Annotated in this window: 21 protein-coding genes and 1 riboswitch; of the genes, 11 read left to right on the forward strand and 10 right to left on the reverse strand. The window is 68.1% G+C overall.

Annotated features, from left to right (window positions below; genetic code table 11):
* The coding region (locus tag NVU01S_RS34215) for a malate synthase G (RefSeq protein WP_082859556.1) at nt 1–1368 on the reverse strand (1368 nt) is incomplete at its 3' end.
* 244 nt (nt 1369–1612) lie between these two features.
* On the opposite strand from NVU01S_RS34215, the gene NVU01S_RS34220 reads away from it, so the two are divergent.
* Genes NVU01S_RS34220 through NVU01S_RS34235 form a run of 4 tightly spaced genes read left to right on the forward strand, consistent with a single transcriptional unit; the run spans nt 1613 to nt 5368 of the window.
* Nucleotides 1613–2353: an SDR family NAD(P)-dependent oxidoreductase gene (locus tag NVU01S_RS34220; RefSeq protein ID WP_043674696.1), complete on the forward strand. Its 741-nt coding sequence runs from the start codon at nt 1613–1615 to the stop codon at nt 2351–2353.
* Nucleotides 2350–3399, forward strand: coding sequence for an alcohol dehydrogenase catalytic domain-containing protein (locus tag NVU01S_RS34225; protein WP_043674699.1), 1050 nt, complete (start codon nt 2350–2352; stop codon nt 3397–3399). The genes NVU01S_RS34220 and NVU01S_RS34225 overlap by 4 nt, the downstream gene beginning before the upstream one ends.
* Nucleotides 3396–4076, forward strand: coding sequence for a TetR/AcrR family transcriptional regulator (locus NVU01S_RS34230; RefSeq protein ID WP_052280863.1), 681 nt, complete (start codon nt 3396–3398; stop codon nt 4074–4076). The genes NVU01S_RS34225 and NVU01S_RS34230 overlap by 4 nt, the downstream gene beginning before the upstream one ends.
* A 2-nt stretch (nt 4077–4078) precedes the next feature.
* Nucleotides 4079–5368: an acyl-CoA dehydrogenase family protein gene (locus tag NVU01S_RS34235; protein ID WP_043674701.1), complete on the forward strand. Its 1290-nt coding sequence runs from the start codon at nt 4079–4081 to the stop codon at nt 5366–5368.
* 78 nt (nt 5369–5446) lie between these two features.
* Here the strand turns inward: NVU01S_RS34235 and NVU01S_RS34240 are convergent, their stop codons facing one another.
* Nucleotides 5447–6136 (reverse strand): winged helix-turn-helix transcriptional regulator, encoded by a 690-nt coding sequence (locus NVU01S_RS34240; RefSeq protein ID WP_043674704.1) that lies wholly within the window; start codon nt 6134–6136, stop codon nt 5447–5449.
* A 90-nt stretch (nt 6137–6226) separates the two neighbouring features.
* Here NVU01S_RS34240 and NVU01S_RS34245 point away from each other — a divergent pair, with 90 nt between their 5' ends.
* Entirely contained in the window at nt 6227–7357 is a 1131-nt protein-coding gene (locus NVU01S_RS34245) for an acyl-CoA dehydrogenase family protein (protein ID WP_043674706.1), read from the forward strand.
* Between the two features lie 200 nt (nt 7358–7557).
* Nucleotides 7558–8100 carry a DM13 domain-containing protein gene (locus tag NVU01S_RS34250; RefSeq protein ID WP_043674872.1) on the forward strand — a complete coding sequence of 181 codons (543 nt, stop codon included), beginning with the start codon at nt 7558–7560 and terminating at the stop codon, nt 8098–8100.
* 87 nt (nt 8101–8187) lie between these two features.
* Here NVU01S_RS34250 and NVU01S_RS34255 read toward each other — a convergent pair whose 3' ends face one another.
* Nucleotides 8188–8943, reverse strand: coding sequence for a DeoR/GlpR family DNA-binding transcription regulator (locus NVU01S_RS34255; RefSeq protein ID WP_209444827.1), 756 nt, complete (start codon nt 8941–8943; stop codon nt 8188–8190).
* A 77-nt stretch (nt 8944–9020) separates the two neighbouring features.
* Between NVU01S_RS34255 and NVU01S_RS34260 the strand changes: the two genes are divergently transcribed.
* From NVU01S_RS34260 to NVU01S_RS34275, 4 genes are all read left to right on the forward strand, one after another.
* Nucleotides 9021–10208 carry an MFS transporter gene (locus NVU01S_RS34260; RefSeq protein ID WP_156161705.1) on the forward strand — a complete coding sequence of 396 codons (1188 nt, stop codon included), beginning with the start codon at nt 9021–9023 and terminating at the stop codon, nt 10206–10208.
* A 259-nt stretch (nt 10209–10467) separates the two neighbouring features.
* Nucleotides 10468–11013 carry an HNH endonuclease gene (locus tag NVU01S_RS34265; RefSeq protein ID WP_043674875.1) on the forward strand — a complete coding sequence of 182 codons (546 nt, stop codon included), beginning with the start codon at nt 10468–10470 and terminating at the stop codon, nt 11011–11013.
* Nucleotides 11014–11037: 24 nt separating this feature from the next.
* The gene (locus NVU01S_RS34270; protein ID WP_014984402.1) at nt 11038–11313 is read left to right on the forward strand and encodes a WhiB family transcriptional regulator; all 276 of its coding nucleotides are present in this window, start codon (nt 11038–11040) and stop codon (nt 11311–11313) included.
* Between the two features lie 183 nt (nt 11314–11496).
* Nucleotides 11497–13095 carry a substrate-binding domain-containing protein gene (locus NVU01S_RS34275; protein ID WP_244467349.1) on the forward strand — a complete coding sequence of 533 codons (1599 nt, stop codon included), beginning with the start codon at nt 11497–11499 and terminating at the stop codon, nt 13093–13095.
* A 126-nt stretch (nt 13096–13221) separates the two neighbouring features.
* Here NVU01S_RS34275 and gcvP read toward each other — a convergent pair whose 3' ends face one another.
* From gcvP to NVU01S_RS34310, 7 genes are all read right to left on the reverse strand, one after another.
* Nucleotides 13222–16044 carry an aminomethyl-transferring glycine dehydrogenase gene (gene gcvP / locus NVU01S_RS34280; protein WP_043674719.1) on the reverse strand — a complete coding sequence of 941 codons (2823 nt, stop codon included), beginning with the start codon at nt 16042–16044 and terminating at the stop codon, nt 13222–13224.
* A gap of 151 nt (nt 16045–16195) precedes the next feature.
* Nucleotides 16196–16288: riboswitch (glycine riboswitch) on the reverse strand.
* Nucleotides 16289–16540: 252 nt separating this feature from the next.
* Entirely contained in the window at nt 16541–17134 is a 594-nt protein-coding gene (locus NVU01S_RS34285) for a MerR family transcriptional regulator (protein WP_029901342.1), read from the reverse strand.
* A gap of 224 nt (nt 17135–17358) precedes the next feature.
* The gene (locus tag NVU01S_RS34290; RefSeq protein WP_014984398.1) at nt 17359–17832 is read right to left on the reverse strand and encodes a bifunctional nuclease family protein; all 474 of its coding nucleotides are present in this window, start codon (nt 17830–17832) and stop codon (nt 17359–17361) included.
* Between the two features lie 199 nt (nt 17833–18031).
* The gene (ftsR, locus tag NVU01S_RS34295) at nt 18032–18832 is read right to left on the reverse strand and encodes a transcriptional regulator FtsR (RefSeq protein ID WP_014984397.1); all 801 of its coding nucleotides are present in this window, start codon (nt 18830–18832) and stop codon (nt 18032–18034) included.
* A gap of 100 nt (nt 18833–18932) precedes the next feature.
* Nucleotides 18933–19412 carry a glycogen accumulation regulator GarA gene (gene garA / locus NVU01S_RS34300; protein WP_014984396.1) on the reverse strand — a complete coding sequence of 160 codons (480 nt, stop codon included), beginning with the start codon at nt 19410–19412 and terminating at the stop codon, nt 18933–18935.
* Nucleotides 19413–19580: 168 nt separating this feature from the next.
* Entirely contained in the window at nt 19581–19979 is a 399-nt protein-coding gene (gene gcvH / locus NVU01S_RS34305; protein ID WP_014984395.1) for a glycine cleavage system protein GcvH, read from the reverse strand.
* An 82-nt stretch (nt 19980–20061) separates the two neighbouring features.
* Nucleotides 20062–20658 (reverse strand): CDP-alcohol phosphatidyltransferase family protein, encoded by a 597-nt coding sequence (locus NVU01S_RS34310; RefSeq protein ID WP_029901340.1) that lies wholly within the window; start codon nt 20656–20658, stop codon nt 20062–20064.
* Nucleotides 20659–20887: 229 nt separating this feature from the next.
* On the opposite strand from NVU01S_RS34310, the gene NVU01S_RS34315 reads away from it, so the two are divergent.
* On the forward strand, nt 20888–22591 hold the full coding sequence (locus tag NVU01S_RS34315) for a GMC oxidoreductase (protein WP_043674722.1): 1704 nt from the start codon (nt 20888–20890) through the stop codon (nt 22589–22591).
* The last annotated feature ends 102 nt before the right edge of the window (nt 22592–22693 follow it).

Here is a 22693-nt window from a genome sequence, read left to right on the forward strand (position 1 = left end):
GGTGTTGATGAACACCACACGTTCGGCGGCAGCCTGGATACAGGCCTTGAGGTTCACCGTGGTGCGGCGCTCCTCGTCCATGATGCCGACCTTGAGGGTGTTGCGCGGCACGCCGAGCACGTCCTCGATCCGGCCGAACAGCTCGTTGGTGAACGCGACCTCGTCGGGGCCGTGCATCTTCGGCTTCACGATGTAGACCGAGCCGGTGCGGCTGTTCTTCAGTTCGGTGTCGCCGCGCAGCGAATGCGTCGCGATGAGCGAGGTGATCAGGCCGTCGAGGATGCCCTCGGGCACCTCGTTGCCCTCGGCGTCGAGGATGGCGTCGCTGGTCATCAGGTGACCGACGTTGCGCACGAACAGCAGCGAACGGCCGTGCAGCACCAGCTCACCGCCGTCGAGCGCGGTGTAGACCCGGTCCGGGTTCATGGTGCGGGTGAAGGTCTGGTCGCCCTTGCTCACCTGCTCGCTGAGATCGCCCTTCATCAGGCCGAGCCAGTTGTGGTAGCAGAGCACCTTGTCCTCGGCGTCGACCGCGGCGACCGAGTCCTCGAAGTCCATGATCGTGGTGACCGCGGACTCCAGCACCAGGTCCTTTACACCCGCGGTATCGGTGCTGCCGATCGGCGAATCCGCATCGATCTGGATCTCGATGTGCAGACCGTTGTGCTTCAGCAGCACCGAGGTCGGCGCGTCCGGCTCGCCGAGGTAACCGACCAGCTGCGACGGATCGGCGAGCCCGATCTCGGTGCCGTCCTCGAGGCCGACCTCGAGCTCACCGTCGACGATCTTGTACGAGGTGGAGCCGATGTGCGAGCCGGTGATCAGGGTCGCGGCGTCGTCGAGGAAGTTGCGCGCCCACTCGATGACCTTGTCGCCGCGAACCTTGTTGTAGCTCTTGCCCTTTTCCGCGCCGTTCGCCTCGGAGATGGCGTCGGTGCCGTAGAGCGCGTCGTAGAGCGAACCCCAGCGGGCGTTGGCGGCGTTGATCGCGAAGCGCGCGTTCATCACCGGCACCACGAGCTGCGGGCCCGCGGTGGTGGCGATCTCGTCGTCCACGTTCTGCGTGCTGATCTGGAAATCGGCGGGCTCGGGGCGCAGGTAGCCGATTTCGCTCAGGAAGTTCTTGTAGGCGGCCTTGTCGTAGTTCGCGCCGGGGTGCTCGGCGTGCCAGGCGTCGACCTTGCCCTGGATCTCGTCGCGTTCGGCGAGCAACGCGCGGTTGCGCGGCGCGAGGTCGTTGATGACCTGCTCGGCACCGGCCCAGAACGCGGCGGAATCTACGCCGGTTCCGGGCAGCGCCTCGTTCTCGATGAACTCGTGGAGAACGCTGGCCACCTGGAGCCCGCCGACCTGAATCCGCTCTGTCATCTACTGCCTCACTTCTGAGAAAGCCGGGTGGGAAAGACGCATCGATGTTACCCGTGGGTAGTGATACCACCCTGTTCCGGGTCGAACGTGGCGTCTCGCCGATATGTTCCGGCGCGCCGATGAAGCGGGGTAAATCACTCGGCGCGGCACAGCGTGTCGGCGGTCGGCCGAACATGCCCTTGATTGTATCGGCCGCGCGATTTAATGTACTGATCGGAACATTTTCTGATCGACGGGAGAGCGTGTGTCGCTCGAGGACAAGGTCGTCGTGGTCACCGGGGGCAGCCGGGGACTCGGCCGGGAGATGGTGCTCGCGTTCGCGGCGGCGGGCGCCGACGTGGTGATCGCCAGCCGCAAACTCGACGGATGCGTCGCGCTGGCCGACGAGGTGCGCGCCACCCACGGCAGGCGCGCGCTGCCGGTGGCGTGCAACGTCAGCGACTGGTCGCAGTGCGACGCACTGGTCGAGACGGTCTACGAGGCGTTCGGCCGGGTCGACGTGCTGGTCAACAACGCCGGGCTCTCGCCGCTCTACCCGAGCCTCGATCAGGTGTCGGAGGCGCTGTTCGACAAGGTCATCGGCGTGAATCTCAAAGGGCCGTTTCGTCTTTCGGCCCTGATCGGCACCCGGATGGCGGCCGACGGCGGCGGCTCGATCATCAATATCTCCTCGATCGAGGCGGCCCGGCCCGCCCCGCACGCGCTCCCCTACGCGGCGGCCAAGGCCGGATTGAACACGCTCACGGTCGGTCTCGCGCAGACCTTCGGACCGACCGTGCGGGTCAACACGATTCAGCCCGGCGCGTTCGCGACCGATATCTCGAAGGCCTGGACGCCCGAGGTCCGCGCGGCGATCGGCACCGTCAACGCGCAGCGCCGCGTCGGCGAGCCCAGCGAAATCGTCGGCGCCGCACTGTTCTTCGCGGGCGCGGAGTCCGGATTCTGCACCGGGGCGACGCTCGCCGTGGACGGCGGCTGGCGATGAAGGCACTGACCTATCAAGGCCCGCGGGAGATCTCGTACGCCGATGTGCCCGATCCGGTGCTCACCGGACCGGACGGCGTGATCATCCGGGTCACCGCCGCCGGCATCTGTGGCAGCGACCTGCACATCTACGCCGGGCACGGGTTCACCGACGGGACCGGTTACAGCGTCGGGCACGAAGCGGTCGGCGAGATCGTCGAAATCGGCTCGGACGTGCGCGGGTTCGCGGTCGGTGACCGCGTGCTGGTCCCCGCCTCCGCGGGGTGTGACCGGTGCGCGAACTGCCGGATCGGCATCGTCGCCGCCTGCTCGCGCACGCCCGCGGCGATCGACGCCTGTTACGGGCTCGGCGGCGCGCTGCCCGGCGGCCAGGCCGAATATCTGGCCGTCGCGCATGCCGAAGGCAATGTGGTGCGCCTGCCCGCGGGGGTCAGCGACGACGCCGCCGTGGTCCTCACCGACAACGCGCCGACCGCCTGGTACGGCGCGCGGCGCGCCCGGATCGCACCCGGGGAGACCATGGTGGTGATCGGGCTGGGCCCGGTCGGACTGATGGCGGTGCAGTCCGCGTTCGCGATGGGCGCGTCCCGCGTGCTCGGCGTCGATCTCATTGCCGAACGCCGCAAACAAGCCGCCGAACTCGGCGCCGAACCGGTCGACGCCGACGATCCGAAGCTGGCGATCCGCGAACTGCTCGGCGGCGGCGCGGATGTCGCGATCGAGGCGGTCGGCGCCGATGCCACCATCAAACTCGCGATCAGCGCGGTCGGGCACCGCGGGCGGGTCAGCGTGATCGGCGTCAGCCAGAACCGGGCTTACCCTTTCCATATGCCGCTGGCACAGATCAAGGAGCTGGAGTTCCATATCGGCCTGTGCTCGATCCAATACGAGCTGCCCACCCTGCTGCGGCTCACCGCAGCGGGCCGGCTGCGCCCCGAAGCGGTCATCACCCATCGGCTCCCGATGTCCGACGGCGCGAACGCCTACCGGCTGTTCGCCGAACGCGCGGACGGCGTGAGCAAGGTCGTGCTGGACCCCGCGCGATGAGTACCGCGTCGCGCAGCAGGGCGAGGTCGGGTGACGCCGACGTCGCCCCGGCGCGGCGCCGCGGCCGCCCGCCCGCCTCCGCGGCCAACGCCGGCGACACCCGCGAACGCATTCTGCGGGCAGCACGGGAGTTGTTCGCGGAGAAGGGCTTTCATGGAACCGGCGTCGCGGAGATCGGCGACCGCGCCGATGTCCAGCGCGGCGCGCTGTACTACCACATCGGCTCCAAGGAAGAACTGCTCTGGCAGATCCTGCACGACTACATCCAGCTGATGCTGGTCGACGCGGAACAGATCGTCGCGGGCGACGACGATCCGATCAGCCAGTTGCGCCGGCTGATCCACAGCCACGTCCGGCTGATCATCGAGCACCGTAGCGAGGTCGCGATCCAGCTGCGCGACGTCACCGCCCTCACCGGCGAGCGCGGCGCTCAACTGCAAGAGCTGCGCGATCGGGTCCAGCAGTGCTGGCAGCGGGTGATCGACACCGGGCACGCCGCGGGTCTGCTGCGCACCGACGACCACGTGGTCACCAACAGCGTGCTGGGCATGCTCAACATGGTGACCTTCTGGTATCGCCCACACGGCGAACACTCCCCCGCCGAGATCGCCGAGATTCTCGCCACCACGTTCCTCGACGGCGTGGTGACCACCACCGAACCACACACGAAAGGCTGACCATGGCTTGGGATTTCGAGACCGACCCGGACTTCCAGAAGAAACTGGACTGGGCGGCGGAATTCGTCCGCACCGAGGTCGAGCCGCTCGACTCGCTGTACCCGAATCCGTACGACCGCGGCAACACAGAAGCCATGGCGCTGATGCGGCCGTTGAAGGAGCAGGTCAAGGAACAGGGGCTGTGGGCCTGCCACCTGGGCCCCGAGCTCGGCGGCCAGGGCTACGGGCAGATGAAGCTCGCGCTGCTCAACGAGGTGCTCGGCACGTCGTTCTGGGCGCCCTCGGTATTCGGTTGCCAGGCACCGGATTCCGGCAATGCCGAAATCCTCGCGCACTACGGCACCGAGGAGCAGAAGGCGAAGTATCTGGCGCCCTTGCTCGCCGGTGACATCGGCTCCTGTTACGTGATGACCGAGCCGACCGGCGGCTCGGACCCCACCACGTTCAAGACTCGGGCGGTACGCGACGGCGACCACTGGGTGATCAACGGCGAGAAGTGGTTCAACTCGAACGCGCAGTTCGCCAGCTTCCACATCGTCATGGTGGTCACCAATCCGGATGTCAGCCCGTACCAGGGCATGTCGATGTTCATCGTGCCCGCCGACACTCCCGGCCTCGAGATCGTCAAGAACTTCCACGTGCACGGGTTCAGCGAGCACGAGGGCCATCTGCGGTTCACCGACGTCCGGGTGCCTGCCGACCATCTGCTGGGCGCGGAGGGCCAGGGCTTCATCGTCGCGCAGACCCGGCTCGGCGGTGGGCGCGTGCATCACGCGATGCGCACGGTCGCGTTGGTGCGCAAGGCATTCGACATGATGGCAGAGCGCGCCGTGTCCCGGCCGATGCGCAAGGGCCCGCTGGCCGGCCTGCAGATGACCCAGGAGCGCATCGCGGACAGCTGGATCGAGATGGAGCAGTTCCGGCTGCTCGTGCTGCGCACCGCGTGGCGCATCGACAAGGAACAGGATTACCTGAAGGTGCGCAAGGACATCGCCGCCATCAAGGTCGCCATGCCCAAGGTCATGCACGACATCGCCCAGCGCGCACTGCATCTGCACGGCGCCATCGGCGTCAGCACCGACCTCCCCTTCGTCGACATGATGAATTACGCCGAGGTGATGGCGATCGCGGACGGGCCCACCGAGGTGCACAAGATCACCCTCGCCAAGGAGGTCCTCAAGACCTACGAACCCGCAGATCCCGTCTACCCCAGCGGTTACCGCCCCACGCTCCGCGAAAAGGCCCGCGAGCACGTCGCCGAACGCCTCGAACACATCGTCGGCAACCTCTGACCCGCGCGGGGCGGTAGCGCGTCCGGAGCCTACGCACCTACCTGCCGAATTCGCGGGTAGGTGCGCTGTCCGGACCGATCACGAAGCGCGCGTGGTGAAGTCGACCGGTGCCGGAGTGACGTACGGGGCCATCGGGCTCAGCAGCAGTACCGAGGACATGCGGCGGGTCAGCGCGGTCGGGCCGAGGAACGTCAGCCGGCCGGTCCGGATCGCCTGCGCCAGTGAGAGTTTGCCGAGCCACACCTGATACAGCGAACCGATGTCGGAGCTGATCACCACGTCGACCGGATAGCCCGGGTCGGCGTCGCAGACCGACGGGACACCCGATTCGACGACGATCCAGAAACGGTGCGGACGATCGGTGAACCGGACGGCGAAAACCTGGCGTTTGCCGGGCAGCGCGGAGGTGTCCAGGCGGGTATGCATCCACCACACCAGCACCGCGGGATCGAGTTCCGCCGGACGCGGGTCGCCGAAACTCCAGCGCGCACCCCACGCGCCGAGGCCGAACAGGATCCGCTCCAGATCCCGGCCCGCGGCGGTCATCAGGTACTCCGAGCCCACCTTGTCGAGCAGTCCGGCGCGCTCGAACTGGCGCAACCGCTTGGCCAGCAGGCTGCGCGAGAGGCCGGGCAGGCCGCGCGCCAGATCGTTGAACCGGGTCGTGCCCAGCAGCAGGTCGCGCACGATCAGCAGCGACCAGCGCTCGCCGAGCACGTCGAGCGCGCGAGAGATCGGACAGTACTGGCCGTAGCCCGGTGTCGTCATGGTCACCTCGTGTTCGGGGTCCAGATACTGGACCGGCAGGGTCCACTTTCTGGACTATTCGGTTATCGCGGCCGTTCCTACCTTCGAAACATGACGACAACCTCTTCCGACATCCGCACCGACTGGATCGCCCGCGCCCGCGAGGTCGGTGCCGCCCTACGCCCCGACGTGGCGGCCAACGACCGCGCGGGCGAACTGTCCACCACCGCCTTCGACCTGCTGCGCAGCACCGGGCTGTCCGCCGCGCTGGTCCCCGCCGAGTTCGGTGGCGGCGGTGCGACCCATCGCGAGATGGGCGACATCCTGCGCGAACTCGGCCGCCACGACCCGTCCACCGCGGTCGCGTTCGCCATGCACACCCACCTCGTCGCCGCCCAGGTGTGGCGCCATCACCACGGCATCGACGCGGCACCACTGTTCGGCAAGGTGGTCGACGGCGCGATCCTGATCAGCACCGGCGCCTCCGACTGGGTCGCCTCCAGCGGCCGGGCCGAGCGGGTGGAAGGCGGCTACCGGGTGCACGCGCGCAAATCACCGGCCAGCGGTGTCGAGGCGGGCACCGTGCTCGTCACCAGCATCCGGTGGGCCGACGCACCCGAGGGCCCGCACGTGCTGCACTGCGCCGTCCCGATCAACGCGCCCGGGGTGCGGATCGAAAAGACCTGGGACACACTCGGTCTGCGCGCGAGCGGCTCGCACACCGTGCTCCTCGACGATGTCTTCGTCCCCGACGCCGCGGTCTCCCTGGTGCGCCGCGCCGACGCCTGGCCGCCGCTGCTGAACGTGGTGATGGGCGCGGCGATGCCGCTGGTGATGGCCGCCTACCTCGGGATCGCCGACGGCGCAGTCGAACTCGCCGCCGCCCTGGTCGCCGAGCGGGACGACGCACCCACCTTCCAACTGGCCGGTGAGATGGTCAATGCGCACACCACCGCCGCCGACCTGATCGACGCCATGTTCGCCGGTTCCGACAATCTGCGGTTCGACAACTCCGACGCCTACGCCAGCCGCACCCTCAGCCGCAAGACCGCGGCCGCCGACGCACTCATCCACACCGTCCGACTCGCCATCGAAACCGTTGGCGGACTGGGCTATTCACGAACCTGCGAACTGGAGATGCGCTACCGCGACATCCACGGCTGCCTCTTCCATCCGCTGCCGCGAGCCAAACAGACCCGATTCACCGGCCGCGCCCTCCTCGGCCACTCGCCGATCGGCTGACGGCGGACCCGGCAGTGCCCGGCGGCCCAGCAGTGGCCGAAAGCCCAGCCCGGCGGCACGGCTCGGGTGCCTCGGGACCAGCCGGTCGGGGCGGGAATCCGTCAGAGTTTGTTCACGTGTTTTCGGTCGTCGACGCGCCGGTCGGGGGTGGAATGCGGTGTTCAATGGTCGTATTGCTGGAACGGCTCGAGGGAGTATCCATGGTGTCGGCTCGCAGGATTGCGCGCTCCCCCATCACGTGGGCGTTGACGGTGGTACTGGTCATCGGGCTCGGGGTGGGGTTGGCCCTGTTCCAACCGTGGCGGCTGTTCACGAACACCACCGTCGATGAGGCCGCACCGTCGATAGCGGTGCCCGCCGGGGCCGCGCCGCCGAGCGCCCCAGCCGAGCCGCGCACCCTCGCCCGCGGCACGTTCATCTCCCATGAGCACACCACTTCCGGCACGGTCGCCGTGCTCCAACTCCCCGACGGCAGCCGGGTCCTGCGCCTGGCGGACCTCGACACCTCCAACGGCCCCGACCTGCACGTGTGGCTCACCGACGCGCCGGTCATCGAAGGCAGCTCCGGCTGGTTCGTCTTCGACGACGGCAAGCACCTCGACCTCGGCAGTCTGAAAGGCAACCGGGGCAGCCAGAACTACGCCATCCCCGCCGACACCGACCTGGCGGCCCTCACCAGCGTCACCATCTGGTGCGACCGCTTCAACGTCTCCTTCGGCGCCGCCGAACTGGGCACGGCCTGAAAATCCGCACCCGTTTTCGGGATCTGCCCACTGTGGGCGCACAGAGAGAGTGCGGATCCGGAGAAAGGGTGCGGATGTGATGACGGCTCAGACGGTGAGAACCGTTGGGCCGGTGGCGCGTAGCGCGTCCACGGCGTCGGGGGTGGCGTCGTGGTCGGTCACGACGGCGTGCAGGGCGGCGGCGGGCGCGGCGACGGCCAGGGCCGTGCGGGAGAACTTGGCCGATTCCGTGACCGCGATGACCCGCCGGGCGGAGGCGATGGCGGCCTGTTTGACCGCGGCGTCGTCGAGGTCGTGGGCGGTGAGACCGTCGGCGGCGGTCAGCCCGCAGCAGCCGATGACGGCGGTGTCGAACCTGATCGCGGCCAACGACGCGAGGGTCAACGGACCGGTCAGCGCCAATTCCCCCGGGCGCGGCCTGCCGCCCGGCACCAACAGGGTCACCGCGGGTGCCGCCGACAGCGCGTTCACCGCGTGCAGCGACAGCGGCATCACCGTGAGCCGCCGTGCCGCCAGTAGGTGCGCGACCTCGACACAGGTGGTCCCACTGTCGAGGACCACGGACTCGCCGTCGGCGATCAAATCGGCCACGGCCGCGGCGAGCCGGCGTTTGGTCTCGAGTCCTTCCCGCACCCGTAACGCGTACGGCGGTTCCTCACCGCGCAGCAGCAAGGTCCTGGCACCGCCGCGGTAGCGCTCGAGCACGCCCTGGCCGGCGAGGGTCTCCAGGTCCCGGCGAATGGTCATCTCCGAGGCGCCCGTGAGTTCGGCCAGCTCGGCGACGCCGAGACTGCCCGCCGCACGCACGGCATCGGCGATCTGCGTAAGACGATCTGTGCTCACCACACCGCTATTCAACCATCCATTATGTTCATAAATCAATATTTCGCACAGCTATCATGTTCGTTATGTTCGAACACATGCAAAGTACGTTGCGCGCCGCACGCCTGGCCACCTTCGCCTTCTTCGCGCTGAACGGATTCCTGCTGGGCATGTGGGTCGTGCACATCCCGGCGATCGAACAGCGGACCGGCATCAGCCACGCGACCCTCGGCTGGCTGCTCCTGCTCCTGGGTGCAGGCGCATTCGCGGGCATGCAGATCGTCGGTCCGCTCGCCGATCGCCTCGGCGCCCGGGTCGTCGTCCCGGCGAGCGCGGCGCTCTGCGCGCTCGCCCTGGTGCCGCCCGGGCTGGCCACCAACGGCTGGCTGCTCGGCGCGGCCCTGTTCGGACTCGGGCTCGGCAACGGCTGTCTCGACGTCGCGATGAATTCGCACGCCGTCCAGGTCGAACACGGCTATCAGCGCGCGGTGATGTCGGCGTTCCACGCCACCTTCTCGCTGGGCGGGGTGCTCGCCGCGCTGATCGGCGCCCGCACGCTGAGCTGGGACTGGTCACCCGCCACCACGCTCGGCGTCGCGGCCCTGCTCGGCCTGGCGGTCGCACTGTCCGCCGCACCGGCCCTGCTTCGGGCTGAAACCTCCAGCACAGCAAACACTTCCGCGACAGACGGCAAATACCAAGCGACACGGCGGATCTGGCTGCTCGCCGGCCTCGCGTTCCTGCTCATGCTCTGCGAAGGCGTCGCCAACGATTGGAGCACACTGCATCTGCGCGATGTGCTGTCCGCTTCCCCCGCCACCGCCGCGCTCGCCTACGGCGCCTTCGCCACCGCGATGACCGTCGGCCGCCTGCTCGCCGATCGGCTCAGCACCCGGTTCGGCCCGGTGGCGATCCTGCGCTACGGCGCCGCGACGGCGGCGCTCGGCCTGTCCACTGCCGCGCTCTCCCCGTGGATTCCCCTCGCGCTCGTGGGCTGGGCCGTCTTCGGCGCGGGCATGTCCGGGTGCGTCCCGCAGCTGTTCAGCGCCGCCGGTCACGCGGACCGAAACGCGGTGGGTGCCAACGTCGCCCGCGTGGCAGGCATCGGATATCTCGGCATGCTGGCCGGGCCCGCGATCATCGGGCCGCTCACCCACTTCGCCGCGCTCGACGTCGTCTTCTTCCTGCCCGTCGCGTTCTGCGTGCTCGCCGCGGCCGCGTCCGGCATGCTGCGTAGCCGTTCGACCAGCATCGACGCGACCGACGTCGGGCAGCGCGCCGCCTGAACCGAGCCGCGAAAAAATGACCCGACAACGGTAGGTCCGTTATGTCACCATGGGATTCAACGATGATCACCGAGTAGCGGTGACGCCCGAGCACGTGGAAAGGAGGAGGTGGCGAATGCGCCCGACCATGCCGAACACCCATGCGGCCCAGCGCTTGTCGACCGTGAAACCAGGTCGCGAAAACAGCCGCCTCCATGACGGTCGCTGACCTTCCCCTTCCGCCGCATCGCTCGACTCTTCCCGAAACATGGTGATTCCCATGCCCTTCCGCCATGCCGCCTACCCCGCGGCCGTCACCGCCGACAACTGGATACACACCGGCGTGCTGGTGCTCAACGCCTCCTACGAGGCACTCGACGAGATCAGCGCCGACCGGGCCGTGGTGCTGCTCATGGCCGGAACCGCGGAGTCGATCGCCGACCGGGTCCCGCATTTCACCATCCGGTCCCAACACGTCGAGGTGCTCCTGCCGGAAACCATCCGGCTGCTGCGCTACGTCTACCTCGAGCACAGCGCGCGGGTACACGACGAGAGCCGCGCCACCTGGGCCGGCGTGCTGCGCCGGGACAACCACCGGTGCGGCTACTGCGCCGCCTGGGCCCGCACCGTCGACCACATCCGCCCGCGCAGCCGGGGCGGCCCGAACACCTGGAGCAACCTCGTCGCCTGCTGCGGGCCGTGCAACACGAGCAAGGCCGACCGCACGCCCGAGGAGGCCGGCATGCGATTGCTCTGGGTGCCGAAGGCGCCCAACCACCGGGCCAGACAGCAGCGACAGATCTGGAAGCAGCTCGCGCGGACCTGACATCCGAGAAAGGAGACCACCACGATGACCGTCCACACCGACACCGCCGCCGTCGTGCAGCTGACCCTGGCGGAGCTGCTCCCGCTCTCGGACTCCGGCGAGTGGCATCGGGCCGCCTGCCGCGGTGACCCGCACCACGAGGCCTGGTTCCCCTACCCGTCGCAGGACTTCGACTACGCGCGCGAGGTCTGCGCGGACTGCCCCATCCGCACCGCGTGCGGCGAATTCGCTGCGCGCACCGGCCAGTCCGGCGTCTGGGGTGGCCACGAGTTCGACCGGGGACGGATGATCCGCCCCTGACCACCGGCGTCGTGCCCGTCCGGGCACGACGCCGGGCGTTTCGACACGGCACGCCGACGAGCAGGAGACTCGCCGAGCCCGCAAACCGCAGGTGAACATACACTGTGCACCGTGGGCACTCATCGCAGCGGAACCAGGTCCCGTGGCGTCAGTAAAGGTCCGGTTCTCGCGATAGTGGCCATCGTGCTACTAATCGCGGGCGTCTTCGGCTGGTTTCAGTTGAGAGACCGCGCCGCGGACGAGGACAGCGCCGCGGCCGCCGAATGCGTCTCCGGCGCCGCGACGCTGTACGTGACCGCCGATCCGGATATCGCACCGCAGGTCAGAGCGGCCGCGGACCGCTACAACGCGACGAAGCCGAAGGTGCGCGACCATTGCGCGCAGGTGTCGGTCACCACCCAGCCGTCCGCCTCCATCGTCGCCGCCTTCACCAGCGGTAAGCCGTGGGATCAGAATCTCGGCCCGCAACCGGTGCTGTGGATCCCGGACTCGACCCGCTCCATCGAAGCGATGCGCGTCCCCGGTTTGATCGAGGGCACGCCCGCACCGATCGCGGTGAGCCCGATCGTGCTCGCGGTGCCCGACGAATTGCGCGGCGCCCTCGAAGAAGCCAAATCCTCGTGGTCGGATCTGCCACGCCTGCAACAGGGTTCGCTCGGCGATATCGGCCTGTCCGGGTGGGGCGGCCTGCGCATGGCGCTACCGCCGGGCGATGCCACCCTCGCCGCCGCCGTCGCGGTCGGCTCCGCGGTCTCGGGCGCGGACCCCCTCACCGACCCCGCCGCACAGTCGGGCCAGGTCGTCTCGGCCATCTCCGGCCTCGCCGCCGAAGCGCCCGAGGTACCCGACACGGCCGCCGCCTTCGGCGCGCTCGCGGGCGCGCCGAAGGACGCCACCGTGCACGCCGTCGCGACCACCGAACAGCAGGTCAAAAGCCAACCGGGACTTACTGTTTATCGTCCGTCCGGCGCCGCACCGATCGCCGACCACCCCGCGGCGCTGATGTCCGGGCCGTGGGTCGACAAGACGCAGAACCTGATCGGCGGCCTGTTCGCCGACTTCCTGCGCACCCCGGAAACCGCCCAGACGTTCGCCGCGGCCGGGTTCACCGCCGGGCCGCCCGCCACCGCGCCGGCACCCGCACGCACAGTCCTGGAGAAGGTCGCGGGCACTCTCGCGAACCCGGTGCTCGGCGTGCAATCGACTGTGCTGGTGGATGTCTCGGCGTCGATGTCGACCGCCGACGGCTCGACCACCCGACTGGCCAACGTGATCGCCGCCCTCAACTCCACGATGACCGTGATGCCGCCCGACTTCGGCCTGGGCATCTGGACCTTCGGCAAGAACCTCGACGACACCAAGCCCTACAAGGTGCAGGCCGCCACCGCGCCGCTCACCGATGCCCAGCGCACGAAGGTCAGCAGCGCACTCGGCGCCCTGCGCGCCACCGACGTCCGCGCCGATCAGGCCTACCCCTCCTTGATCGCCGCCTATAAGAACGCGGTGGCCAATTACACTGCGGGACGAACCAATTCGGTGCTGCTCATCACCGACGGACCCGACGACGATTCCTCGGTCACCGGCGCGAAACTCGCGAGCGACATGGCCGCGGCGATCGACAAAGCCCATCCGGTCCGCGTGGATATCATCGTGATCGGCGGCCCGGGCACGCAGACGCTGAAGAGCATCTCCGAACAGAGCGGTGGCACCTACACCCGCCTGGCCACCTCCGACGATCTCACCTTCGCCTCGGCGGTCGTGCAGTCGCTGACGACCCCGTAAAGCACCGAAAGCCGCACCCCTTCGGTTCTCGTGCACCCCCTCTGGAAAGCCAGAACGGGTGCGCGGCAACAGAAGGGGTGCGGCGAGCCGGAACTGGTACGCCCAAGCCCGCCCAGCCGGGCGACCTCAGTCGGCGTACGCCTCCAGCGGCGGGCACGAGCACACCAGGTTGCGGTCACCGTACGCGCCGTCGATGCGGCGCACCGGCGGCCACACCTTCGCGCGAGCGTGGCCGAGACCCCGTGGGTACACCGCGGTTTCGCGGCTGTACGGGTGCTCCCACTCGCCCACCAGGCTGGCCGCGGTGTGCGGCGCGCCGCGCAGCGGATTGTCGGTGACCGGCCAGACGCCCGCGGCGACCTGGTCGATCTCCTTGCGGATGGCGATCATCGCCTCGATGAAATCGTCCAGCTCGGCGAGGTTCTCGCTCTCGGTGGGCTCCACCATCAGCGTGCCCGCCACCGGGAAGCTCATCGTCGGCGCGTGAAAACCGTAGTCCGCCAAACGCTTCGCCACATCGTCGACGGTGACGCCGGTCTGCTTGGTGATCTCGCGCAGGTCCAGGATGCACTCGTGCGCGACCATGCCGTGCTCACCGGTGTAGAGCACCGGGAAGTACTCGTCGAGACGGCGGGCGATGTAGTTCGCCGAAGCGATCGCGGTCAGCGTCGCGCCGCGCAAGCCGTCGGCGCCCATCATCCGGATGTACGCCCAGGTGATCGGCAGGATCGACGCCGAACCGAACTTCGCCGCCGACACCGCGTGCGAGTCGAGCTCGAGCGGGTCGCCCGGCAGGTACGGCGCGAGATGCGACCGCACCGCGACCGGACCGACGCCGGGACCACCGCCACCGTGCGGGATGCAGAAGGTCTTGTGCAGGTTCAGGTGGCTGACGTCGCCGCCGAACCGGCCCGGACGGGCAAGGCCGACAAGCGCGTTCAGGTTCGCGCCGTCCACGTACACCTGACCGCCCGCGTCGTGCACCAGCGCGCACAGCTCGGCGACCTCGTGCTCGTACACGCCGTGCGTGGACGGGTAGGTGATCATGATGCAGGCCAGCCGGTCGGCGTGGTCGGCGATCTTGGCGCGCAGGTCGTCCAGGTCGACGTCACCGTTGTCGCGGCACTTCACCACCTCGACGCGCAGCCCCGCCATCGCCGCCGACGCCGCGTTGGTGCCGTGTGCGCTGGACGGGATGAGGCAGGTATCCCGGTGCGTGTCACCGCGATCCAGGTGGTAGCGCCGGATCGCCAGCAGCCCGGCGTACTCGCCCTGGCTGCCCGCGTTCGGCTGCAGGCTCACCGAGTCGTAACCGGTGATGTCGGAGAGCCACTGCTCCAGGTCGTGGATCACCTGCAACAGGCCGGGGGCGTCCTCCACCGGCGCGTAGGGGTGCACGCGGGCGAACCCGGGCCAGGTGATCGCTTCCATCTCCGCGGTCGCGTTCAGCTTCATGGTGCAGGAGCCGAGCGGAATCATGCTGCGGTCCAAGGCGATATCCTTGTCCGACAGCGACCGCAGGTAACGCAGCATCGCGGTTTCGGTGTGGTACTTGGTGAACGCGGGGTGCTCCAGGAACGGCGAGGTCCTGGTCTCGATCGTGGCGGCCGGAGCCGGCTCGCGCTGCTCGGAAGACAGTGCGGTGCCGAACGATTCGAGCACCGCGGCGACGTGCGCCGCCGTGGTCGCCTCGTCGCAGGCGATGCCGACGTGATCGGCGTCCACCAGCCGCAGGTTGATCCCCCGCGACTTCGCCTTGGCGACAACGGCTTCCGCGCCGCCGGGCACGTGCGCCAGCACGGTGTCGAAGAAGGTGTCGTGCACGACCGCGCCGTCCAGCCCGGCCGCGATCGCGGCGGCGTGTCCGTGCACCCGGCGCGCGATGGCGCGCAGGCCCTCGGCACCGTGGTAGCTCGCGTACATCGCGGCCACGATCGCCAGCAGCACCTGTGCGGTACAGATGTTCGAGGTGGCCTTCTCGCGGCGGATGTGCTGCTCGCGGGTCTGCAACGCCAACCGGTAGGCGAGGTCACCGTCCGCGTCCACCGACACGCCGACCAACCGGCCCGGCAGCTGCCTGGCATACGCCGTGCGCACCGCCAGATAACCCGCGTGCGGGCCACCGAAGCCGAGCGGCACGCCGAAACGCTGGGTGGTGCCGAAGCAGACGTCGGCACCCTGGTCACCGGGCGAGGCGAGCAACGTCATCGCCAGCAGGTCGGCGCCGACCGCGACCAGCGCGCCCCGCTCGTGCGCGGCGGCGATCAGCGACGTCCAGTCCACTACGCGACCGGACGCGCCGGGCGCCTGCACGAGCACCCCGAAGAATTCACCCTCGGGCAGTTCCCCGCCGGACAGGTCGGCCGGCACCAATTCGATGCCCAGCGGCTGGGCCCGGGTGGTCAGCACGGTCTTGGTCTGCGGGAACAGATCGGTGTCGATGACCAGGCGGACCGACTTGGATCGGCTCGCGCGGTGCAGCAGCGTCATCGCCTCGGCCGCGGCGGTGGCCTCGTCGAGCATCGAGGCATTCGCGACGTCCATGCCGGTCAGCTCCGACACCATGGTCTGGAAGTTGAGCAGCGCCTCGAGCCGGCCCTGGCTGATCTCCGGCTGGTACGGCGTGTAAGCGGTGTACCAGGCCGGATTCTCCAGCAGGTTGCGCACCAGCACCGGCGGCGTCAGCGTGTCGTAGTAGCCGAGACCGATCATCGAGGTGGCGACGGTGTTCGAGTGCGCGAGGGCGGCGAGTTCGGCCAGCACCTCGTGTTCGGTTGCCGCGGCGGGCAATCCGGCCAGCCCGGAACCGTCCAGGATGCTGGCGGGCAACGCCTTGGTGGCGAGCTCGTCGAGCGAGCCGACGCCGACGACGTCCAGGATCCGGGCGAGTTCTTCCCGGTCGGGTCCGATATGGCGGTCGGCGAATGAGCGAGTCACGGCAGCTCCCATGGGTCGGGCGGGTCGACGTCGGTCGACGGGTACCAGCCCTCTCCCTCTGTCGTGGCGCCTGAGAGATTCGGTTGCCGCGACCTGAGCCGAGCCCCTTTCCCCGTGGGCGGGCGACTCCGCTCGTAGCAGGCCACCGCTTTCCAGAGACGTCGAAGCCCGTACGGTCCTTTTGCCTGAGAGATTGACGGAGAGGTGCTGCTCCTTCGGCGCCCGGGGTTACCCGGAACTCTCCCGCACGGCGGCGACGCGCCACCAGTTTATGCCGACGCCACGCCGATGTGCGCCACCGGCTCCCTTCCTTGCCGTGTCGTGCTGGTCACGTGCGGTTCGCGCCCGACTCGCTTTGGCAACAACTCATAGTTAGATGCGCATATCCGAGTATCTTGATGTTTTCGACTTCCCGGGCCTGTAACCTTCCAAAATTCAAGTGCCACACAGCCCAACACCCCGCTACCCTCGATGACGGGGAGGCGGGGTGTTGTGTCGGCTTTATCTTTTAACCGGTCTTGCGGTTCATTCGCGCCTTGCGACGGTAGGACAGCTCGTCCTCTGGCCGCTCCGTCACCGCAGACGCGCGTTCTGCCGGGAAATTGGCGATGGCACCGGTGAGTTCGTGCATGGCGCCACTGATGGCGATACCGAAGACGCCCTGCCCACCCTGCAGTAAATCAACGACCTCCTCGGGCGAGGTGCACTCGTACACCGAGGTCCCATCGGAGAAGAGCGTGATGCCCGCGAGGTCCTGCACTCCCCTGCTGCGCAGATGGTCGACCGCGATCCTGATGTTCTGTAGCGAGATGCCCGCGTCGAGCAGCCGCTTCACGATCTTCAGGACCAAGATGTCCTTGAAGGAATACAGCCGCTGGCTCCCCGAGCCGGCCGCGCTGCGGATGGAGGGCACGACCAATCCGGTCCGCGCCCAGTAGTCGAGCTGCCGGTAGGTGATCCCGGCCACCTGGCATGCACTGGGAACCCGGTAGCCGACTAGATCGTCAGGAACCGAGTCGTCCGGGAACAGGCCTGGCTGTACCACATCCTGCGATTGCTCTGCCACTGACCACTCCCTTGCTTCGCCGACGGCTAGCCTCATCGATGACCCGGCTCCGTTTCGACCACTGCGGTACTGCCGAACACTGCTGTACTGCCGAACTGGCCAAAACGGACGTGGCCCAACTATCGAGATTACTCCCCTAGATTGTCCAGGGAGCACCATCGTCGAGCCAAACGCGACGCGCGGTCAAAGTCTCAAGCTCTAGTTCAGAGCTGATCCCCCGGTCATCCCGGGAAAACGCCGGGCTGCCGGAAAGATCCTGTTCAGCTGTCGGTGGCCTTGAAATCGTCGGGTGACACCGACTCGAGGAACTCCTTGAACTTCTCCACCTCGTCCTCGCGCTCGTCCGGCATGACCAGCCCGGCCTCCTCGAGCACCGGCTCCTCGGCATAGATCGGGCAACCCACCCGCAAGGCGATCGCTACCGAATCCGACGGCCGCGCCGACACGTGCAGATCGTTGTCGAACACCAGATCGGCGTAGAAGGTGCCCTCCTGCAGATCCACGATGCGCACCTCTTTCAGCGTGTGCCCGAGCTCGGTGATCAGGATCTTGATCAAGTCGTGGGTCAGCGGCCGGATCGGCGTCACCCCCTCCTGCTCCAGCACGATCGCGGTCGCTTCCGCCTGCCCGATCCAGATCGGTAGATACCGGTCCCCCGACACCTCACGAAGCAACAGCACGGGCTGATTCTGTGGCTGTTCGACACGAATGCCGATAACCCGCATTTCACTCATGGCTGCGCCTCGCTTCGCTTACTCATCGCCACGCCTCCCATTTCGCCAGGCCGCCCGGCACGACCACCGCAGAGCTCGCCGTACCACGAGTCTAGGCGAACGCGGACGGGTGCAGCGATGCGTGTGCACAGCCGAAATCGGCGTGTTGGCCGACTGAAACCTGACACCCTCAGCCCGGCCTGGTGATTCGCCGGGATGTTCAGCCGCCCAGCGACGTCCGTACCGACGACTTCACCAGACAGGCATGCAACGTCAACGACAGCGCCGCCAATTCCCGCACGGTTTCCTCGGCGCGCGCGCGAGCGCCCGCGTCGCGGCTCTTCGCGATCGGCGCGGCGATCTGCGCGACCAGCGCGGCCTCGCGGTCGGCGGCGAGTTTGAACGCACGCAGATGCCGTGCCTCCAAACCGAATTCGGCCATCGCCTTGGCGGTCTTGGCCAGGGTCACCGCATCACCGTCGAAGAAGCCGGCGGCGCCGGGGGTGATGAGGTTGGCCCGGATCAGGTCGTTCAGGAACGCGTCGTCGATCTCGGCCTTCGCGAGCAGATCCGCGCGGGTGAGCCGGATTTCGTGATCGAAACGCAGATCGTCGGGGGAAATCTCGCTGGGCACCACGCCGAGCCTCCTCGGCGCCGCGGCACCGTTGCTGTTCCCGCCGGACGCGGCAGGGTGCCCGGAGGCCGACCCGGTAGTGGTCGGCTCCGCGGCACCCGTGCGGCCGGAGTGCGCTCGAGCACGGGCTTCCCGTACCCCCAGCGACGCCGCACCGCTGTCGATCGCTTCGAGTTGTTCCTTGATCACCTTCAGCGGCAGGTATTGATCGCGTTGCGCGGTCAAGACGAACCGCAGCCGTTCACAGTCGGCGACGGAGAATCTGCGATAGCCCGAGGGCGTTCGCTCCGGCCGAATGAGGCCTTCCGCTTCCAGGAAGCGGATTTTGGAGATGGTGACGTCCGGAAAGTCCGGGCGCAACAGGTCGAGCACGGAGCCGATCGACATGCCTCCGCGTGCCCATTGCGCCGCGCCCGTCACAGTGCCCTATCCCTCGACACAGCACACACTCTCATGACCCCGAGCCCTTCGACCCGACGCCGCGTGCTCATAGGCTCCCTGCACCCGTTTCGCTCACCGACGCCTTCGGTCCGGTGAGGAACACCAGACGGAACTTGCCGATCTGCACCTCGTCGCCGTTCTGGAGTTCCGAGGAGTCCACCGGCTCCCGATTCACATAGGTGCCGTTCAGGCTGCCCACATCGACCACCTGGAACGAATCGTCGTCCTGACGGAACTCGGCGTGCCGACGGCTGACGGTGACGTCGTCGAGAAAGATGTCACTGTCGGGGTGGCGACCGGCCGACGTGGTCGGCTGATCCAGCAGGAACCGCGAGCCCGCATTCGGACCGCGCTTGACGACCAGGAGGGCCGCACCAACGGGCAGACCCTCGACCCCTTGGACCGGCTGTTCACCGGTCGGCTCTCCGGAGCGCGACGCGTCGACCTCGTTCAGGAAATCCGCGCGGAAGACCGACGTCGTCTCGGCCGCGGTCTCCCCGTAACCCGGGTCTTTGTTCTCGCTCACCGTTTCTCTCCTCCTCGAACCTGATTATCCATGCAAGCAGGTGATACCTGTGGCACCACGACCTGCCGTCGAGTCCCTAGATTCCCGGCAACGACTGCCGGCGGATCTGTTGGCATTGACCGTACCCTGCCAGGGCGTGCCCGTGCAGGTAGAACCGGGAAGGCTGATTCAGCCCCCGATAACTCCTTGATAACCTGCCGCATCCAGCAGTTCACCCAGCGTCGCGTCGAGGCCGGCAGCGTCGGCGACCTCCAACTCGAACAGCCAGCCGTCACCGTACGGATCGGTGTTCAGCGTCTCCGGCTGCTGCACCAATTCCTCGTTCACCGCAACAACTTTCGCGCTCAGCGGCGCGTAGATGTCGGAGACGCTCTTGGTTGACTCGACCTCGGCGATGCTGTCTTCCACCGCGACGTCCTTGTCGGTTTCGGGCAGCTGCACGAACACGACGTCACCGAGCTGCGACTGGGCGTAGTCGGTGATTCCCACCCGAACGCGGGTAGGGCTGAGTCGCCGCACCCACTCGTGCTGATCGGTGTAGCGCAGGTCCTCGGGGGTCTGGGTCACAGCCCGTCCGTCCTTTCCATCGTGATCGTGTGTGCGCAACTCTATGCGAGGGTCGGCCGAGAGTCCGACCCGGCGCTGCACCTTACGTGGACCGGTGTGGCACAGCCGGTATCGCGCGTGCGACCGCGATCGCTTTGCCGGTGTAGAGCAGGCCGGTCCATACATACACTGCCGTGCCCCAGACCAGTAGTGCCCCACCGAAGGCCCGTCCGAAACCATCGAGTGCCCAATCCATCTCCCCGGCCAGCAACCAGGGCAGCGCGGACATCAAGGCGAAGGTGGCCGCCTTGCCCAAATAGATGACATCCGGCGGCGGTAGGTCACGCCGCTTGTAGATGGACAACGTCAGCGCGAGCACCGCCTCGCGGCCGATCAGCAGCACCGCGACCCACACCGGGAGCAGACCGCGGATCACGAAGGCGGCCAGCGTGGTCACGAGGTAGAGCCGGTCGACGAACGGGTCGAGCAGCGCGCCGAGCCGGGACGACTGATCGAGCAGGCGGGCCAGTTTGCCGTCCAGGAAGTCGGTGACGCCGCTGGCGATCAGCAGCGCGAACGCCCAGCCGTCGGCCCGCTGCACCAGCATCAGCCACAGCAACAACGGCACACCGAGCAGGCGCAGCACGCTCAGGACATTCGGGACGGTGAGGATGCGGTCGGCGAAGATACCGCCGAGCACGCCGTCGCTGGCGGCGCGTTCCTCCGGTTCCGTGGTGCCCGATTCGGTTGTCACGCCCCGTGCTTACCGCACCGACCCCGCCCGACGCCATCCAGGCGCGCCGCATTCGGCGATATCCGCGTGCGACGATGGTGTGCACCACAGCCCGTCGATGAAAGAATGAGTATGAAATTATCTCATCCATCGGCGCGGCGCGGACCTGCCGAACGGTTGGTGACGAGAGGAAGTCATGCCCACATTCGACTACGACGTGGTGGTGATCGGATCCGGTTTCGGCGGCAGCGTGAGCGCCCTCCGGCTGACCGAGAAGGGGTATCGGGTCGGCGTACTCGAGGCGGGCCGGCGGTGGCACGCCGAGGACATCCCGAAGTCCAATTGGAATGTCCGCAAATCCATCTGGGCGCCCCGGCTCGGCCTGACCGGGCCGCAGCGGATCAGCGTGCTCGGCAAGTGCGCGGTGTTCTCCGGCGCCGGCGTCGGCGGTGGCTCGCTCATCTACGGCAACACCCTCTACGAGCCGCTGCCCGACTTCTACACCGACAAGCAGTGGGCGCACATCACCGACTGGCGGTCCGAACTCGCGCCCTACTACGACCAGGCGCAGCGGATGCTCGGCGTGGCGCCGAATCCGCGGCTGACCCCGGCCGACGACGTGATCCGGGAGATCGCGAGCGACCTCGGCGTCGGGCACACCTTCCACCCGACGAACGTCGGGGTGTTCTTCAACGAGGACGATCCGGGCACCGAGGTCGACGATCCCTACTTCGGCGGCGTCGGGCCGCGCCGGCGCGGCTGCGTGCACTGCGCGCAGTGCTTCACCGGCTGCCCGCACAACGCCAAGAACACCACCACCACGAACTACCTGTACCTGGCCGAACAAGCCGGCGCCGAGGTGCACGAACTCACCACGGCCACCGTGGTGCGCCCGCTCCCCGACGGCGGCTACGCGGTCGAGACGCAGCGGTCGGATCGGTGGATGCGCAAGCAGCGCAAGACCTTCACCGCCGAGCAGGTGGTGTTCGCGGGCGCCGCGCTCGGCACCCAGAAGCTGCTGCACAAGATGCGCGACGACGCGGTGCTCCCCCGGCTCTCGCCCCGGCTCGGCGAGCTCACCCGCAGCAATTCCGAGGCGATCCTCAACGTGGTCAGCCGCGCACGCCGGGACTTCGCCGAGGGCATCGCGATCACCTCCTCCATCCACCCGGCCGAGGACACCCACATCGAGGTGTGCCACTACGGCAAGGGACAGAACGCGCTGTTCCCGATGTCGGTGCCGATCGTGGACGGCGGCGCGTTCCGATTCCTGCGCTTCCTGCTCGCGATCGTGCTGCATCCCTTGGTCTTCCTGCGCAGCCTCAACGCCAGGCATGCCTCGGAGAAGTCGGTGATCCTGCTGGTCATGCAGTCGCTGGACAATTCGCTGACCTCGTTCCGCAAGCGCGGGTTGCTGAAGACGAAACAGGGCACCGGCGAGCCGAACCCGACCTGGATCCCGATGGCGCACGACATCGGCCGCCGCTTCGGCGAGAAGGTCAAGGGCGATACGCACGGCCTGGTGATGGATGTGTTCAACATCCCGGCGACCGCGCACTACATCGGCGGCTGCGTCATCGGCGACACGGCCGACACCGGCGTCATCGACCCGTATCAGCGGGTGTTCGGCCATCCCGGGCTGCACATCGCGGACGGGTCCGCGGTGACGGCGAATCTGGGCGTCAATCCCTCGCTCACCATCACCGCGCAGGCCGAGCGGGCAATGGCGTTCTGGCCCAACAAGAACGAGCAGGATCCGCGCCCCGAACTCGGCGCGGCCTATCGGCGGATCGCCCCGGTGGCGCCGAAGCACGCCGTCGTGCCCGCCGCCGCGCCCGGCGCGTTGCGCCTGCCGATCGTCCCGGCGGATACGGCGCAGCCGCCGGTCTCGGCCACCTGAGCGACCGGTCGAACCAGCACGGTGGGAATCGGGCCGGGGTCGCCCCGCGCGATCTCGGCCCGAGTGACGTCGACCATCGGGGGTGCCCAGGATGGCAGTTAC

It is taken from the genome of Nocardia vulneris, from assembly GCF_001613425.1.
Lineage (GTDB): Bacteria > Actinomycetota > Actinomycetes > Mycobacteriales > Mycobacteriaceae > Nocardia > Nocardia vulneris.

Bases quoted from the DNA above. Each gene is read 5' to 3' on its own strand.
- NVU01S_RS34225 (WP_043674699.1), top strand. From the start codon at position 2,350: ATGAAGGCACTGACCTATCAAGGCCCGCGGGAGATCTCGTACGCCGAT.
- NVU01S_RS34230 (WP_052280863.1), top strand. From the start codon at position 3,396: ATGAGTACCGCGTCGCGCAGCAGGGCGAGGTCGGGTGACGCCGACGTC.
- NVU01S_RS34235 (WP_043674701.1), top strand. From the start codon at position 4,079: ATGGCTTGGGATTTCGAGACCGACCCGGACTTCCAGAAGAAACTGGAC.
- NVU01S_RS34240 (WP_043674704.1), bottom strand. From the start codon at position 6,136: ATGACGACACCGGGCTACGGCCAGTACTGTCCGATCTCTCGCGCGCTC.
- NVU01S_RS34245 (WP_043674706.1), top strand. From the start codon at position 6,227: ATGACGACAACCTCTTCCGACATCCGCACCGACTGGATCGCCCGCGCC.
- NVU01S_RS34250 (WP_043674872.1), top strand. From the start codon at position 7,558: ATGGTGTCGGCTCGCAGGATTGCGCGCTCCCCCATCACGTGGGCGTTG.
- NVU01S_RS34260 (WP_156161705.1), top strand. From the start codon at position 9,021: ATGCAAAGTACGTTGCGCGCCGCACGCCTGGCCACCTTCGCCTTCTTC.
- NVU01S_RS34265 (WP_043674875.1), top strand. From the start codon at position 10,468: ATGCCCTTCCGCCATGCCGCCTACCCCGCGGCCGTCACCGCCGACAAC.
- NVU01S_RS34270 (WP_014984402.1), top strand. From the start codon at position 11,038: ATGACCGTCCACACCGACACCGCCGCCGTCGTGCAGCTGACCCTGGCG.
- gcvP (WP_043674719.1), bottom strand. From the start codon at position 16,044: ATGGGAGCTGCCGTGACTCGCTCATTCGCCGACCGCCATATCGGACCC.
- NVU01S_RS34285 (WP_029901342.1), bottom strand. From the start codon at position 17,134: ATGAGGCTAGCCGTCGGCGAAGCAAGGGAGTGGTCAGTGGCAGAGCAA.
- NVU01S_RS34290 (WP_014984398.1), bottom strand. From the start codon at position 17,832: ATGAGTGAAATGCGGGTTATCGGCATTCGTGTCGAACAGCCACAGAAT.
- ftsR (WP_014984397.1), bottom strand. From the start codon at position 18,832: ATGTCGATCGGCTCCGTGCTCGACCTGTTGCGCCCGGACTTTCCGGAC.
- NVU01S_RS34315 (WP_043674722.1), top strand. From the start codon at position 20,888: ATGCCCACATTCGACTACGACGTGGTGGTGATCGGATCCGGTTTCGGC.